This is a genomic window from Streptomyces sp. SID12488, from assembly GCF_010548275.1.
In the GTDB taxonomy this organism is placed as follows: Bacteria; Actinomycetota; Actinomycetes; order Streptomycetales; family Streptomycetaceae; genus Streptomyces.
Genome location: NZ_JAAGLT010000003.1, coordinates 138461 through 154242, shown reverse-complemented (window position 1 = coordinate 154242; position 15782 = coordinate 138461). Strand labels below are relative to the sequence as shown.

Below are 15782 nucleotides of genomic sequence, written 5' to 3'. Positions count from 1 at the left end.
GGCCGATATCAGGGTTCACCCAGGGTCATTCCGGCTGCCGCCGGGCCGTCTCAGGCGCCACCATGGACGCATGACAGATCACGCACACGCCGCGACGGGTCCGGGACCCGGCTCCGGCCCGCGCCCCACCCCGGGCGCCGGGCCGCAGGATGCCGCACCCGCCGCGGCGACCCCGCCCACGGAGAAAGGGGAACCGCGCGCGCCCGAGCACCCGGACACGGGCGCACGAGCGGACAGGGGTTCAGGTGCGGGCGCGGAAGCGCACGCGAGTTCCCACACCTCTGCGGCATCCCCCACGGCTGCCACGGCTGCCAGCGCCGACGAGCAGTTGCCGGCCAGGTTCCGGCGCGACCGACGTCAGAAGATGCTGGGCGGCGTGTGCGCGGGGCTCGGGCGGACGTGCGACATGGACCCGGTGATCTTCCGGATCACGCTCGCGGTGCTCTCCGCGACCGGCGGTATCGGCCTCATCTTCTACGGCTTCGCCTGGCTGATCGTGCCGTACGACGACGAGGAGGAGAACGAGGTCCGCAAACTGCTCACCGGACGCGTGGACGGCCAGGCGCTGGCGGCCGTGCTCTTCGCTCTGGTCGGCTGCGGTGTGTTCCTGACGATGTTGAAGAACGGCGGGGTGCTCTCCTTCGCCGTCATACTGTCCATTCTCCTCGCGGGCGCCGGCTACTGGTCGCGCAACCGCGGCGCCCCCGACCCCGACCCACTGGCCGCCCAGGCCGTCGCCGACGCCCCACCCGAGGCCCAGGCGCCCCCGGTCCCCTCCGCCTACCCGTCCTGGTGGCGCGACCCCATCGTCAAGGACGGCACCCACGTCGGCGGTACGGGTTATCTGTGGGGCCCCCACGACACCCGCGACCGGGACATCTCGGCGGCGGTCAACATCACCCACGGCAACTACGGCGGACTCCATCCGGGCATACGGGCCTCCTGGCCCAGCCAGCCGAAGCCGCGCGGCCCACGCTGGATCGGCGGCTGGATCCTTCTGCTCGCCCTCCTCGCCGGTTTCCTCGGTACCGCCGTGAAATGGGACGACGAGGCACTCGCCACCAGCTTGCAGACCGGCCTGGCCTGCGCGCTCACGGTGTTCGGCGTCGGCATCGCGGTCAGCGCGTTCCTCGGTCGTACCGGAGCGGGATCGATCTTCCTGGCGATCATCACGGCGGCCCTGCTGGCGGGCTCGGCCGCCCTGCCCAAGGACGTCAGCACCCACTGGGTGCGCACGCAGTGGGCGCCGACCACGGTGGCAGAGGTTCTACCGAGGTATGACCTCGGTACGGGCGTAGCCACGCTGGACCTGACCGGGCTACGCCTCACCAAGGGGCAGACGGTGACAACGGCGGTCGAGGTGGGCGCGGGCCGGATCGAGGTGATCGTGCCGAAGGGCGTCACAGTGCGGGCGGACATCGAGGTGGGCATAGGTGACATCCAGTTGCCCGGCGAAGACAGACAGGACGTGGACGTGGCACCGGGTAAGCACAAGCAGGTCACGCTGTCGCCGACGAGCGGGAGCGCCAACGCGGGCACGGTCGACATCGACCTCGAAGTCGGCCTGGGACAGGCGGAGGTGACCCGTGCTACGTCATGAGTTGCAGCCCGGAAAGCTGATCGCCGGCCTCTTCGTCACCATCGCCGGCGTCACCTATGTGGGCGACGCGGGCGACGCCTGGGAGACACCCTGGTTCGCGGTGATCCCACTCCTGGTGTTCGGCCTGACCCTGGCAGGTGTGGTGGCCCTTCTGACCGGGGCGATACGCCGCCGCACAAGGTCTCGCCGCGCGGCGGCACCCACCGACGACGCGACGGATACGGCAGGACCGACAAGGCCACCGAAGGTACCCAACTGAACCGACCGGCCCGCCGCCCGCCGACACGCTCACGCGCGCCGACTTCCCCATCACCTGACCACCTGACCACCTGCTAGCGATATCCCCCGGACCGCTGCCGCCGTCGTGCCCGTAGGGCGGCGTCCACGGAGAAGACGGACGCGCCGGCGAGGACCAGGGGGAGCCAGGCCATCAGGTAGGGGAGATCACTTGCGTACTGCTGTTGCAGGGTCATCATCCATGAAGCCTGTGCGTGTACTGATCGCCCTCAGGATCAGCAACGAGACCGATGCATCCACCTCGCTGAAACGACAGCTCCAGGACTGCACGGCCTACGTGAACGAGAGGCAGCATCTCGGCTGGCAGGTAGTAGGCGTAGCCAGAGACGCTCACATCTCCGCCACCAAGTCACACCCCTTCAAGAGACCAGAACTCGGGGAGTGGCTGAACAACCGGGCGCCAGAGTTCGACCTGTTGCTGTTCTGGAAGATGGACCGGTTCGTCCGCAAGGTCGTCGACATGCAGGACATGATCAAGTGGGCGACTGCACACGGCGGCAAGGCCTTGGTTTCGGTCAAAGAACCTGTGCTCGACATGATCGGCCCATTCCGGCACGTCATCATCGACCTGTTCGCGGCTATCGCCGAGACCGAAGCGCAGAACATCTCCATGCGAGTGAAGTCGTTCCAGAGCTACGCCAAGTCAAAGAACGTCTGGGCTAAGGGCAACCCTCCCTACGGTTACGAGTCCTTCCGTGACACCGATGGCGCGATGAGGCTTCGAGTTCGGGAGAATCAAAAGCAAGCCATCCGGGAGATGTACAAACGAGTAGTCGAGGACGGGGAGCCTTACTCGACCATCTGTGACGACTTCACCACCAGAGGGGTTCCCTCTCCTGCGGGCGAGAGAACGTCCGAGCGCCGAAAGAAAAACGGCACGTCTATGCCCGTGTGGCGGAGCCGCACCATCACTAACATTCTGAGGTCAGAAACCATCCTCGGCTGGAAATGCGAGGAGGTGAAGGTTCCCGGAAAGAAGTACGGGGTATCGCAAGCCATCCTCACTTCCGAGGGGAAGATCCGGATGGCAGACCCCATTCTCACAGACGACGAATGGGCGAAGCTCCAAGATGAGATGAACGGACGCCCCGGTGCCGCCCGTCGCTCCACCAAGAACACGACCGCCTATCGCGGAGTTGTGCTCTGCGGCGGATGCGGCAAGAACCTGTATCTATTCAACCCGGAGAGACAGCAAGGCAAGCCGGTGTATCGATGCAATAAAGCAGCGAATCGGGAGTCCTGCGGCAAGGGGTACGCCTTCCGCGCCGAGAAGGTGGAGGAGCTTGTCGAGACGATGATCCTCGGAACCATCGGGGACTTCCCTATGCACGAGCGTCACTACGTAAAGGGGTCGAACAACTCTCAGAGACTCCGGGAGATCGAAGAGTATGTAACGGAACTACAGAGATCTCTCCGCCCCGGCGGCAAGAACTCATCGGGATTCGCAAAGAAAGCCACAGAGGAAGAGATTGCAGCCCTCTATGAGGAACATGACTCTCTGACAGCCGAAGGAGACAAGCCGGATAGATACGAGTACCGGGACACCGGGGAGACCTTCCGTCACATGTGGGAGAGGAACAAAGGAAATGAGGTCGAGAGAACACGTCACCTGTTGAAGGCAGGAATCACCATCCGGCTAAATCCCCTCACCAAGGGAGTCTCCAACACCACCGACTTCGGTGGAGAAGTGGACCTAGGAAACCGAAGTGAGCCATTCACTATTCACTGACTCAGAGGGCATCCCTCTTGAGCGGGGATGCCCACCAGTACCAGTGACTCCTGGAGGCTCTTTTCGTGGGGGGTATATACAACCCCCCACATAAATAATGTACGCGTCCTTTGTTCAGCTCCGGGACAGCAGCCTGAGCATCTGAGAGCAGGGCCACACCACGCGCGGCCGACAGCACCCTCAGGGGGACCACACAGGGCGAGGGGCAGCGTGGTCAAAGATCGTTTATTCCGCATCGGGAATAGTTCGGTTCCGGCATGGACGAGGAACAACAGCCTACGTAGCGTCGATCAGCAAGAGCCCCAACAGGGGTCACAGACGAGGGGGCACCATGGCGCGTGAAGAACTGACCCGTCTCACCGGCAAGCTCGACGGACCCAACTGCGATGACGACGACTGCCCAAACGTCTACCGCACGGCAAGCGGCTCCATCGTGGTCCAGGGGGACGTGTCCAGCGCCTTCCAGCCGCCCAGGGGTGAGGCTCTGGTAGAGATCCCCGAAGCAGTGCTCAGGGAGGCCGTACGTGCTCTTGGATGGTGACGAGTGGCGCAGGACATTCGACGCCTACGAACGTGACGCATGGCGGTTCGAGGCTCAGCCCACCTACACCATGCCAAAGGAGACCGAGAACGTTGCTCGGTTCCTTCGGGGGGAACCCAAGCCTGCCGATCACAACTCACGCTGGCATGAGCGCGTTCACGGCTACGCGGCATCGGGACGGAGCATCGGGCGAGTACGGATCGTACGACGACCGTTGACGGACTATCAGCGATACCAATTCGCTTGGGGAATCCCCGGGAACATCCAAGCTGGGGAGGATATGCGCATCCTCGATGTCACAGACGATGACTATGGCCTGCCGCTCTCGGGAACCGACTGGTGGATGTTCGACGAGACGCAAGTGGTGCGCCTCAACTTCCGCCCAGACGGGACACAGATCAACCGTGAACTGTTCACTGGAGACATCGCTCCGTATCTGGAGTGGAAGCGCATAGCTCTGGCCCACTCCGTACCGTTCTTCGAGTACGCGAAAGAAGCCGAGTGACGAGTGACGTTCGAGCCCGAGCAGCTAGGGCAGTCGAGGACTGATCTGGCAGAAAAGCTCCGCGAGTTGCGTAAGCGAGCCGGTCTCACGGGAGATCGGCTCGCAAGGCGCTGCAACATGTCCCAGAGCCAGATCAGCAAGTTCGAGACCGGCAAGAAGACACCGAAGCTGGTCGACGTCGAACGAATCCTTCGCGCCCTGGACGCTCCCCCTGAGTTGGTTACAGAGGTTACCGCCCTTGCTCGGATCGCCAACACCGAGTGGCAGGACAAGCGCTCTTCCTGGCGCAGAGGGATGGAGAAGCGTCAGACGGAGTTGGCCTCACTGGAGTCTGAAGCGACAGAGCTGCGGTACTTTCTGCCAGCGATGATCACAGGGCTGTTGGCGACACCGGAGTACATCCGCGCCAGCCTGAGCCACACGCCGGGCGACCCTTCCAAGACCATCACGAGGAAACTGGAGCGTCAGGCAGTTCTCTACGACACGACGAAGACGTTCACGTTCCTCCTCACGGAACAGGCAGTGAGGTGGGCAGTCGTCCCTCACTCCGCCCTGGCCGTTCAGATTGACCGCCTCACGTCAGTCTCCCACCTCCCCAACATCCGCATGGGAGTTATCCCGATGGGCACGGTGATACCACGCGGACCGATGAACACCTTCAGCGTCTATGACGACCGATTGGCCACGGTCGAGAACTTCACTGGCCGCATGGTCTTTCGTGATCCCCGTGACATCTATGAGTACCTTGCCGTCTTTACCTCGTTCGAGCGTCACGCTCTATTCAGAGGTGAAGCAAGGGAGTTTCTTGAGCAGTGTGCAGACCGCTATCGATGATCTTTAGTCAGCAACGGGAATATTGATCGGCGTTGCTCGCCAACCGGTGGACCATGGATGGGTCACGAAACCGGGGAGGACTGATGGCGAGGACACGGCAACCTCAGGGCTACGGGCTCAACGAACTGCCGCCAGAGCCAAGAGCGGTACCAGGATGCAGCGTCTGTCTCGACATCTGCGTACGTCGAAAGAATTCCCAGTCGAGAAGCGACTACAGCGCCATCTCTGATGCGAACGTCAAGCTGCGCCAGCATCACGCCGAGGCACACAACTCATGAGCTCCGAGAAAGCGGTTGGACTCTTCGACGACCGCCCCTTGATGACCATGCGGGTCTCCCGCGACTCAGGGAAGACCTGGGAACCTGAGCGAACCGTGTCCACGGCGGACGACCTTCAGCCCCTCATCACCCCGGCTTGGCCTCCCTGTCAGTGCACGCGATGCACGAAACGCGGCAAGTCCTGAAACCCGTACAGCGCCGAAGGAACCTACCCCTGCGGTCCACGCCAGGTAACTCCACCCTCATTACCCCCGGTGCACGCCGCCGGACACCCCGGGTCGTGTCTCAGAAACCTTGGTTTACGAGACGGAGGCAACGAGCGCCACAGAGACCCCCAGAGGTGCCCAAAAGTCGTCTCACAACTATTCGAAGTGGCTGATGTTTTGAGACGCGTTATGAGACAGTCGAGGTGTGACGACGAACACCACCACCGGCCACCTCATCGGCTACGCCCGAGTCTCAACCGACGACCAGGACGCACAGCTTCAGGGAGATGCGCTCACCGAGGCGGGATGCTCTCGGATCTTTGAAGACAAGGCATCAGGCAAGAACACCGATCGCCCTGAACTGACAGCCGTACTCGACTACCTGAGGGCGGGAGACACTCTCGTCGTCTGGAAGCTCGACAGGCTTGGCAGGTCCCTCATCGACCTTGTGGGCATCGTGGACGGCCTGAGAGGCCGTGGCGTTGGCTTCAAGGTGCTGACAGGGGCTCTCAGCGCCGTAGACACAACGTCCGCCGACGGCCGTCTCTTCTTCCGGATCATCGCCGCCATGGCGGAGTTCGAGCGCTCCCTCATCAAGGACAGGACCAAGGCCGGGCTGGCAGCAGCCAAGGCGCAAGGTCGCACCGGAGGACGCCCCACAGTCATCAACGATGATCTCCTCACCGTGGCCAAGGCGAGGAAGGCCAAGGGTGAGAGCGTCAACGCCATAGCGAAGGCTCTGGGAGTGTCCAGGGCGACCCTGTACCGGCACCTGCCCGACCAGGAGAAGCTCTGACTTACCTCCAGGCCCCCGACTGGCCCCGGCCCCGCCGTCGACCCCTGAACCAGGCATCCAATGACCAGACGGAAGCCCCAGCCAGCATCAGAGGTACCCAGCAAAACAGGTACGGCAGATCGTTCCCGTAGTAGTACGGATCGGAGGCCCAGCTCACGGTCAGCCAGAGGCTGAGCGAGATCAGGGCGCCACCGACCGCCGCCAGCCGGGCCAGCAGCCCCAGCAGTGTGCCGATACCGACGGCCAGCTCACCGAAGGCGATGGCGTAGCCGAAGCCGGAAGGGTTCTTGAGGGCGAGGTCCACCAGAGCCGGGATCGCGGAGGAGTCGCGGACCGAGCGCATCAGGTCACCGACGGAGCCTGATCCGGAGCTGGCGAAGAAGGAACTGTCGGTGAGTTTGTCCAGGCCGGCGTAGATGAAGGTGACGCCAAGGAAGACGCGCAGGGGCAGCAGGGCGTAGCGAGTGGCGGTGTTCCGCCAGTCCCGGTCGCCGTCGAGATAAGGGGAGTGCGTGTCCGTTCGAGTGCTGTGAGCCATCGCCCTAGCCGCCTCTCGCCTGCCAACGTTGACCCCTCAACAGACCATACGCACGACAACGTGACCTCGCTCACCTCCGGCACGGCATTTTTCCCGGTTACAGCTGGGAAGCAGCGGTGGCCGGGCAAGCCGGGAGGCGCAAGCCCCCGCCCGGCCGCAGCCGCCGTACCACGGCAGGGGACGTGTCGGGAGGCTCCGTCCGCAGCGACCGGCGTGTCAGCACCGGCGCGTTGGTGACCATCCGATTTCACGCCCGTCCGAGGACGGATACCCCCGGCGCGGCCCCGGCCCCGGCTTCGCCACGGCATGGCGCGCGATGCGAAACCCCACCACCGGAGGCAGACCCACCCGAACCGACCCCTCAGTCCGTCATATCGATCAGTCCGTCACATCGATCACGCACCGGTTCGTCTCCACGCCCGCCGCGGTCACCACCTGCACCTCCACCCGGCCGGGCTCCACATCCGCCGGTACCGGCACCGTCAGTACCTCGTCGCGGGGGTTGCTGAAGCCGCCGGGCACCGGAACCAGGGGGACATGGACGTGGACCGGGCCGATGCGGACGACCATGCGGGACAGCCGGTCGGCGGTGCCCGCGCCCGGGGGCACGAAGCCGGCGCCGCGGATCTCGATGTCGTCGCCGGTGCGGATCGGGCCGTCCAGGTCGCCCGCCTCCCGGGACCGGACGACCGACAGGATCACCGGCCGGCCGCCCTCCGAGTACTTGCCGGCCACGTAGGTCGCCGCCGACACCAGCACCACCACCGCCAGCCCCCACGGCAGGTCCGGCAACTGATCAGGGCGCCGGGCCAGCCGTACGACCGCGAACAGGAGAGCGACCGTGCCGATCATCACGTACTGGATGTCCGCGAACGTGCCGCGGCCCGCGTCGTCCGTCAGGAGGTCGGCCGCGCGGGGGCGGTCCGCGCGTACCTTCTGCAGGCGTTGGCCGAGGACGCGCAGGCCGACCACCCTGCGTACGAGCACCGCGATGGCGCACACCACCGCGAGGACGGTCACGACGCCCGCGCCCCGGGCGAGGTCGAGGCCGGCGATCAGCGCGTCGCGCTCCTCGTGGCCCGAGGCAGCGGCCAGTCGGCCGACCAGCACGAGAACGGCGTACGCCAGGAACAGCACCCAGCTCGCCGCCACCACTCGGGAGGTGGACAGGCGGTTGTCCTCGCCGATCAGGGGCGCCAGCGCCCCGCCCCGCGCCCGGTGGAACCAGGACGCGGCGGTCAGCGCGCCGCCGACCAGTACGGCGGCCACCAGTCCGGCCGTCCGGGCGGCGGTCCAGCCCGCCCCGATCGCGGTGAGCGCCTGGACGAGCAGCAGGACGCCGATCAGCACCCACACCGTGAACGCCGTGCGGCGCCACAGCCGGGCGAGCCACACCTCGCCCTCGGCCCGGCCGCGCTCGGCGACGACCGCCGCGGACTGGGTCAGTTCGTCCGAGACCCACTGGCGGGAGGCCGAGGCCGAGTGCGCCACCGCGGCGGGCAGCCCCTGCCCGGCCGCGAACCCCTCCCGCATGAGCAGGAACTCGGCGACCGCACGCCGGTGTCCCGTACGCGCCCCGTGCGGGCAGTCCCCGCAGGCGCAGCCACCCCCGTGCTCCCCGGGCAGCACACCTTGCCTCGCCTCCTGCAACGCCACGCCCGCCGCCCGCCTTCCCCGCACCCGACACGACACATCACGAACCAGGACATCAACACACCGGAAAACCCACCGGAACCGACACCGGAAACCATGCTGGATCAAACCGGGGCACACCGTGACTTATGGAGCCCGAATCCTGGCTCGCGCAACTCCCCCACGACGAGAGCGAATTGTGCCCTACCTAACACCCGTCGTGTACGGCAGGTCGGCCCCGGCAGCGGAAAAGGCGAGTGAAACCACGACCTCCGTGTTGACCCGGCTGCGAGAATTCGCGTATGGCCGAGATCATCCAGCGCGACGGAACCTGGGCCTTCGACGGCAGCACGGTCAGGATCACGCCGGGTCTCCACCGTTCCGTGCCGCTGTTCCGGCAGACGTACGGCGAGGTCGCCGTGCCCCTGGAAGCCGTCTCGGGCATCGTCTACGAACCCGAACGCAAACGTGGGCGGTTGCGGCTCCGGCTCCGCGAGGGCGCCGACCCGCTGCTCCAGGCGACCGGCGGACGGCTGCCGGAGGCCGCCGACCCGTACCGGCTGATCGTGGACATCGACCGGTCCGGAGTCGCCGAGTACGTCGCCGAGGAGATCCGGCACGCCCTGCTCCTCGACCAGGTTCCCGAGGAGCCGGCCAAGGCGTATCTGCTCCCGGGCCCGCCCGTGCCGGTGTCGGTGCGGTCCAGCGACGGCATGGTGTCGTTCGACGGTACACAGGTCCGCATCGACTGGGCCGACACCGCCGACCGGATCAAGCGCGCCACCGGCCCCCGCATCATCTCCACCCACGATCTCGTCCAGGTCGACTGGCTGCCCAACTCCGGCTACCAGGACGGCTTCATGCGCTTCGTGACCCGCGAGACGGTGTTCTCCAAGCTGCCGCCCGAGAAGGACCCCTACGCCCTCGACCTGTGGGGGAGCACCCGCCGTGACCTGCTCACGGCACTCGTCGCGACCGCGGTCACCGCCCGCCTGCCGCACCCCTCCACCCGAGCGGTCGACCACGTGGAGCGGCCCCGCCCCACGCCCGAGATCCCGCCCCGGTCCGACCATCACGACGTACTCCTGCGCAGGCTCCGGGAGTTGGGCGAGCTGCACCGCGAGGGCGTGCTCACGGACGAGGAGTTCGCGACCACCAAGGCGACCGTCCTGCGGGGCTTCTGACCCACTCGGGGTTTCCGGCCCGCTCGGGGCTGCCGGCTCCCCCAGGCCCGCTAACCCAACAGGTCCGGCTCGCTCCTGCTGATGTCCCGCCACAGGGGCTGGTAGTTGATCCACGCGACCAGGTCGCCGCCGAGCTGCTCCCGCGTCGAGACCGCCTGTTTGTGGTCGATCAGGATGGGTCGGCCCGCCGCCCGCGCCGTCAGCTGGACCTGGCTCGACCGTTCCATCGACAGGAACCACCAGGCCGCCGCGTCCACGGAGTCGCCCACCGTGAGCAGCCCGTGGTTGCGCAGCACGAGGGCCTTGCGGGAGCCCAGCGCGGACGCGATGCGCCGGCCCTCGTCGGCGTCCACGGCGACGCCCGTGTACGCGTCGTAGAGCGCGTGGTCCTCGTAGAAGGCGCAGCTCTCCTGGGTGATCGGGTCGAGGAGATCGCCGAGGGCGGACAGGGCACGGCCGTGCACGGAGTGGCAGTGGGCCACGGCGACGACGTCCGGGCGGGCGGCGTGCACCTGGGCGTGCACGGTGAAGGCCGCCTGGTTGATGTGGTAGCGGCCCTCGATGACCTGGCCGTCCTGGTTGGCCATGACGAGGTCGCTCACGGTGACCTGCTTGAAGGGGATCCCGAACGGGTTCACCCAGAAGCAGTTGCTGTACTCGGGGTCGCGCGCCGTGATGTGCCCCGAGACACCGTCCTCGAAGCCGAACCGTCCGAACAGCCTGATCGCTCCGGCCAGCCGTTCCTTGCGGTGCCTTCGCTCGTCGTCGAGCGACTCGTACATCGGGGGCATCGCGAACTGCAGCTGGTCGGTGGGCAACGGCAGGGGCGGAGTGGGCCCGTGCATAGGTCCTCCAGCACTGGGTTCCTTTACGGAGCGGAAGTTACCGTCGGTCCGCGCAGGAGAACAGGGATGTTTGCGAAGAGATGAAACAGATACCTGGGCCAGGGACCCGAGACACCGACGAGACGCCGGCAAGAGGGAGCAGGGAGGCGGCGAATACACGTCAAAGGATGTCGGGTATCCGCGTCAGACTCGGTTCCATGAACTGGGCAGTATTCACCACCACGGAACCCGAGCTGGCCACAACCGTCGAAGAGCGCTTCCGCGCCTTCACGCACCACACTCTCGCCACCCTGCGCAGGGACGGCTCCCCGCGCACCTCCGGCCTCGAAGTCCGCTTCCTGCACGGCGAGTTGTGGCTCGCCATGATGCCGGACTCGCTGAAGGCACGGGACCTGCGCCGCGATCCCCGTTTCGCGCTCCAGGCGAATCCCGGCTCGGGGACGGACATGGGCGGCGGTGATGTGCGGATCAGCGGGCGGGCGTACGAGGTCGAGGACCCGGCCGCCAAGGCCGCGTACGCCGCGGAGGTGGAACCGCCGGAGCCGTTCCACCTCTTCCGTACCGAGCTGACGGAGGTCGTGCGGACGTACGTCGAGGACGAGAAGTACCTGGTCGTGCAGGTCTGGCAGCCCGGCGAGCCGGTGCGGACCCTCAAGCGGACGTGACACGCACGGCCGCCCGCGGGACTACTCCCACTCGATGGTGCCCGGCGGCTTGCTCGTCACGTCGAGGACGACTCGGTTGACGTCCGCGACCTCGTTCGTGATGCGCGTGGAGATCTTCGCCAGGACCTCGTAAGGGAGGCGGGACCAGTCCGCGGTCATCGCGTCCTCGGAGGAGACCGGGCGCAGGACGATCGGGTGGCCGTACGTACGGCCGTCGCCCTGGACGCCGACGCTGCGCACGTCCGCGAGGAGGACCACCGGGCACTGCCAGATGTCGCGGTCGAGGCCGGCGGCCGTGAGTTCCTCGCGGGCGATCGCGTCGGCCTCGCGGAGGAGGTCGAGGCGGTCCTTGGTGACCTCGCCGACGATGCGGATGCCGAGGCCGGGGCCGGGGAACGGCTGGCGCTGGACGATCTCCTCCGGCAGGCCGAGCTCCTGGCCGACCATCCGGACCTCGTCCTTGAAGAGCTGGCGCAGCGGCTCGATCAGCTCGAACTCGAGGTCCTCGGGCAGCCCGCCCACGTTGTGGTGGGACTTGATGTTGGCGGTGCCGGTACCGCCACCGGACTCGACCACATCGGGGTAGAGGGTGCCCTGCACCAGGAAGGCGACCTCGGGACCCTCGTCAGCGATGATCTCAGCCTGCGCCTGTTCGAAGACACGGATGAACTCGCGCCCGATGATCTTCCGCTTCTCCTCGGGGTCGGAGACCCCGGCGAGCGCGTTGAGGAAACGCTCCTCGGCGTCGACGACCTTCAGCGTGACGCCGGTCGAGGCGACGAAGTCCTTCTCGACCTGCTCGGTCTCGCCCTTGCGCATCAGCCCGTGGTCGACGTACACGCAGGTCAGCTGGGAGCCGATGGCCTTCTGTACGAGGGCTGCGGCGACCGCCGAGTCCACGCCGCCGGAGAGGCCGCAGACGGCGCGCTTGTCGCCGACCTGTTCGCGGATCAGCGCCACCTGCTCGTCGATGACGTTGCCGGTGGTCCAGGACGGGGTCAGGCCCGCGCCCCGGTAGAGGAAGTGTTCGAGGACCTGCTGGCCGTGCGTGGAGTGCATGACCTCGGGGTGGTACTGGACCCCGTACAGCTTCTTCTCGTCGTTCTCGAAGGCGGCGACCGGGACGACGTCCGTGGACGCCGTGACCGAGAAGCCCTCGGGGGCGGCGGAGCAGGCGTCGCCGTGGGACATCCACACCGCCTGGTCCGCCGGGGTGCCCTCGAAGAGGGTGGAGGACGGCTTGGTGACGGCCAGTTGTGTACGGCCGTACTCGCGGGCTCCCGTGTTGTCGACCGTGCCGCCGAGGGCGGTCGCCATCAGCTGGAAGCCGTAGCACATGCCGAAGACGGGGACGCCGGCCTCGAAGAGGGCGCGGTCGACGCTGGGGGCGCCCTCCGCGTACACCGACGAGGGGCCGCCGGAGAGGATGATCGCCGCGGGGTTCTTGGCGAGAATCTCCTCGACCGGCATGGTGCTCGGCACGATCTCGCTGTAGACCCGGGCCTCGCGGACTCGGCGGGCGATGAGCTGGGCGTACTGCGCACCGAAGTCGACGACCAGGACGGTGTCGGGGGCGGGGGTCGCTGCTGACACGGGGGCCTTCCGGCGGTTGGGCGGGGGTCTGTGGGGGCGATTCTACCGGGGTGGCGGTTGGACACCTTCCCGTCGCTGGGGGCTGCCGCCCCCGGACCCCCGCTTCGGCCTGGACGGCCTCGTCCTCAATCGCCGGACGGGCTGAAGATGCCCGCACCGGCGCTGAAAAGTGCCGCCTCGGATTGGAAAGGCTCCCGCTCCCGTGCATACTGGCGCCATGCTCACGCACCCGACCTTCCTCTTTACCTATGGCAACCGGCCCACCGGCTGCCATGGTCGTGCTGCTTGAGCAACTGACAAGCGACTCCCCAGGCGCCCCGGGCCGACAAGGCCCGGGGCGCCTGCCGTTTTCCGGGTCCTGCCGGTCCGGGGCGCACCACCCCGTCCGACAAGGAGCTCCGTATGACCACCACCGACGCCACCGCCGACGCCACCCAAGTGATCGCCGGCGCACGTGAACGCGTCGACGCCCTCGACGACCGGATCATCGGTCTCGTCCAGGAGCGGATGGCCGTGTCCGCCGTGATCCAGGAGGCCCGGATCACCTCCGGCGGGCGGCGCGTGAACCTGTCCCGTGAGCTGGAGGTCCTCAGCCGCTACCGGGAGGCGCTGGGCAGGCCCGGCACCTCGCTCGCGATGACGTTGCTGGAGCTGTGCCGGGGTCGTATCTGAGTTCGGGCGCCGTCTCACCCGTCCGGCGCGTGACCGCCGTACGCCCTCTTCGTTGGTACCGGTGTCCGCGCCAGCCAGGAGCGGGCCCGCACAAACCACGCGTGGCTCCAGGGTTGTGACCGGACTGCAGGGGACAGCAGCCCGGTCACCCCGAGAACGGCCGGCTCCGGGGACGCCCGGGGCCGACCGGCAGAACAGGGTCGACACAGCACAGCCAGGACAGCACGGTCGGCACAGCGCAAGGGCCAAAAAGTACAAGCCCGGGTCAAAAGGTTGCGTACTCGACGACCTTCCAGCACGATGCAAGAACCACCCCAAGTCCCTTGGCAGGCAAGCCCATTGACCTGCAACCCCTGACTGCCATTGGTCCAGACCGGGCACGCGTTCCCCGCGCAACCGGACCACGACCGTGGGTACAGACCAACAATGCGGCGCAACCCCCCGGCGCCGCTTCCCCCAGGCACCGGCGCCGCCCTGACGCCGGTGCTGACGGAGAAGGGCCCCGCGGCTCCGCCCCGCGGGGCCCTTCGCTCCGTCCGGCGCACGGGACTCACGAACACCCGGGACTCACGTACGCGTGGCGGTCCCGCACGTCCCGTCGCCCACTTCGTCGTCCGCGTCACCGCTGCGGTCGTAGGGGTCGATGGTCGGGCCGGTGGGGTCGGCACCCGTCGTGGCGGTGTCCGAGTCGAAGTGCGGGTGGAAATAGCCGTCGGACACCTCGCAGTCCGAGTTGCCGAACGTGCTTTCGTAGCGGGCGACGTTGATCTTCCCCGCGGTGACCTGGTACTTGGCCGGGTCGTAGAGCTCGATGTCGAGGACCCGGCGCACGATCGTGCGGGCCACCTCGGTCGCGCCCGCGTCGGCGTGCACCAGCGGGTAGACGAAGGTGTAGTCGGCGTGCACGACGACGGTGTCGCTCTTGCCCGCCTTGAACGTCATCCGTCCGCGAGTCTTGACCACCCGACCGGTCAGGCGCACCTCGGCGGGGTTGAACCGGCTGAACATCAACAGCGGATCATGCTTCTCGTCCGGTCGGCGCAGGGCGGTGTTCAGCTCGCCGAGCAGGTCCTTCTGGGTGGGCTCGATCACCTTGAACACGGCTTCGGGGCGTTCGCCGCGCAGGGTGGCCGGGTCGAGGTTCGCATCGATCAGAAGCTGCCTGGTCTGCCGCAGCGCCCGTTCCACCTGGGCCTTCGACAACGAGCCCGTCGCCTTGGCCGACGGCAGGACGATTCCGGCCGCGCCGTTCGAGTACTGCTGGGCGGGTGATCCGGCGAACGGCCTGGCTAGGGTCGGGACATCAGGGTCCACCGCCGACGGCGGCGCGGACGGCGGGGTCGTCTCCTCGGGCAGCGGAGAGGCGTCGGAGGTTCCACCCGAAGAGGCGGAGCCGAAGGGGTCGCCCGGGAGCAGAGACGGCTTCATGGCCACCACGGCCACGGCGATCGCCAGCGGCACGCCGACCAGCGCCCACCGGCGCCGTCGCCTCGCCGCCCGGCCATCCATCTCCTGCCACGCAGGGCCGGTGCGCCAGCCCTCGGGCTGTTCGCCGCGCGCATCCTGCTGCCGCAGCCGCTCAGCGACCATCCGTGCCCGCGCGGACGGCTCCTTCTGCGCGGAGGCGCGGATGTCCCGCTCGGTGTCGCGGGTGAACTTCTCCCATATGTCGTCGGGAACCGACGGCTCGGGCTCTTTGGACGGCTTACCGCCGGACTGATTATCAGACACGGGGGATAGTTCTAGGCGATCCGAAAGCAAATCCACAACAGGCCCACGCCCAAGTCCTGGCGAGCGATCCGCATGTGATCCAGCGCACATAAATTTTCTGTGAGCGAAGAGCAACCATTCACAGCCACCGCATGTC

The 15782-nt window shown here is 67.1% G+C and carries 15 protein-coding genes and 1 pseudogene; 10 read left to right on the top strand and 6 right to left on the bottom strand.

The features are described from left to right. The first annotated feature begins 70 nt into the window (after positions 1-70). The gene (locus G3I56_RS06810; protein WP_164407964.1) at positions 71-1600 is read left to right on the top strand and encodes a PspC domain-containing protein; all 1530 of its coding nucleotides are present in this window, start codon (positions 71-73) and stop codon (positions 1598-1600) included. Next, a complete protein-coding gene (locus tag G3I56_RS06805) occupies positions 1587-1859 on the top strand; it encodes a hypothetical protein (RefSeq protein ID WP_164407963.1) in 273 nt (90 codons plus the stop codon). The genes G3I56_RS06810 and G3I56_RS06805 overlap by 14 nt, the downstream gene beginning before the upstream one ends. Before the next feature lie 73 nt (positions 1860-1932). Here the strand turns inward: G3I56_RS06805 and G3I56_RS06800 are convergent, their stop codons facing one another. Then, positions 1933-2076, bottom strand: coding sequence for a hypothetical protein (locus tag G3I56_RS06800; RefSeq protein WP_164407859.1), 144 nt, complete (start codon positions 2074-2076; stop codon positions 1933-1935). 2 nt (positions 2077-2078) lie between these two features. Here G3I56_RS06800 and G3I56_RS06795 point away from each other — a divergent pair, with 2 nt between their 5' ends. From G3I56_RS06795 to G3I56_RS06775, 5 genes are all read left to right on the top strand, one after another. Further along, positions 2079-3626 carry a recombinase family protein gene (locus G3I56_RS06795; protein WP_164407962.1) on the top strand — a complete coding sequence of 516 codons (1548 nt, stop codon included), beginning with the start codon at positions 2079-2081 and terminating at the stop codon, positions 3624-3626. Between the two features lie 331 nt (positions 3627-3957). Next, positions 3958-4167 carry a hypothetical protein gene (locus G3I56_RS06790; RefSeq protein ID WP_164407961.1) on the top strand — a complete coding sequence of 70 codons (210 nt, stop codon included), beginning with the start codon at positions 3958-3960 and terminating at the stop codon, positions 4165-4167. Continuing rightward, positions 4151-4672 (top strand): DUF6879 family protein, encoded by a 522-nt coding sequence (locus G3I56_RS06785; RefSeq protein WP_164407960.1) that lies wholly within the window; start codon positions 4151-4153, stop codon positions 4670-4672. The genes G3I56_RS06790 and G3I56_RS06785 overlap by 17 nt, the downstream gene beginning before the upstream one ends. Before the next feature lie 3 nt (positions 4673-4675). Next, positions 4676-5506 carry a helix-turn-helix transcriptional regulator gene (locus G3I56_RS06780; RefSeq protein WP_164407959.1) on the top strand — a complete coding sequence of 277 codons (831 nt, stop codon included), beginning with the start codon at positions 4676-4678 and terminating at the stop codon, positions 5504-5506. Between the two features lie 689 nt (positions 5507-6195). After that, positions 6196-6786: a recombinase family protein gene (locus G3I56_RS06775; protein WP_164407958.1), complete on the top strand. Its 591-nt coding sequence runs from the start codon at positions 6196-6198 to the stop codon at positions 6784-6786. 1 nt (position 6787) lies between these two features. Here the strand turns inward: G3I56_RS06775 and G3I56_RS06770 are convergent, their stop codons facing one another. Together G3I56_RS06770 and G3I56_RS06765 are read right to left on the bottom strand one after the other, a co-directional pair. After that, positions 6788-7324, bottom strand: a complete 537-nt coding sequence (locus G3I56_RS06770; RefSeq protein WP_164407957.1) for a DoxX family membrane protein — start codon at positions 7322-7324, stop codon at positions 6788-6790. Between the two features lie 378 nt (positions 7325-7702). Continuing rightward, positions 7703-8980 (bottom strand): hypothetical protein, encoded by a 1278-nt coding sequence (locus G3I56_RS06765; protein ID WP_164407956.1) that lies wholly within the window; start codon positions 8978-8980, stop codon positions 7703-7705. A 278-nt stretch (positions 8981-9258) separates the two neighbouring features. On the opposite strand from G3I56_RS06765, the gene G3I56_RS06760 reads away from it, so the two are divergent. After that, positions 9259-10140 (top strand): DUF4429 domain-containing protein, encoded by an 882-nt coding sequence (locus G3I56_RS06760; protein ID WP_164407955.1) that lies wholly within the window; start codon positions 9259-9261, stop codon positions 10138-10140. Positions 10141-10190: 50 nt separating this feature from the next. On the opposite strand, the gene G3I56_RS06755 is transcribed toward G3I56_RS06760, so the two are convergent. Then, complete coding sequence (locus G3I56_RS06755; RefSeq protein ID WP_164407954.1) at positions 10191-10985, bottom strand: class II aldolase/adducin family protein; 795 nt, start codon at positions 10983-10985, stop codon at positions 10191-10193. 197 nt (positions 10986-11182) lie between these two features. Between G3I56_RS06755 and G3I56_RS06750 the strand changes: the two genes are divergently transcribed. Then, positions 11183-11650, top strand: coding sequence for a pyridoxamine 5'-phosphate oxidase family protein (locus G3I56_RS06750; protein ID WP_164407953.1), 468 nt, complete (start codon positions 11183-11185; stop codon positions 11648-11650). 21 nt (positions 11651-11671) lie between these two features. On the opposite strand, the gene guaA is transcribed toward G3I56_RS06750, so the two are convergent. Next, entirely contained in the window at positions 11672-13243 is a 1572-nt protein-coding gene (guaA, locus tag G3I56_RS06745; RefSeq protein WP_164407952.1) for a glutamine-hydrolyzing GMP synthase, read from the bottom strand. 399 nt (positions 13244-13642) lie between these two features. Between guaA and G3I56_RS06740 the strand changes: the two are divergent. Next, positions 13643-13915 (top strand): annotated as a pseudogene (locus G3I56_RS06740) (chorismate mutase); the annotation flags it as partial. A 567-nt stretch (positions 13916-14482) separates the two neighbouring features. Here the strand turns inward: G3I56_RS06740 and G3I56_RS06735 are convergent. Further along, complete coding sequence (locus G3I56_RS06735) at positions 14483-15682, bottom strand: hypothetical protein (protein ID WP_164407950.1); 1200 nt, start codon at positions 15680-15682, stop codon at positions 14483-14485. Positions 15683-15782: the final 100 nt, after the last annotated feature.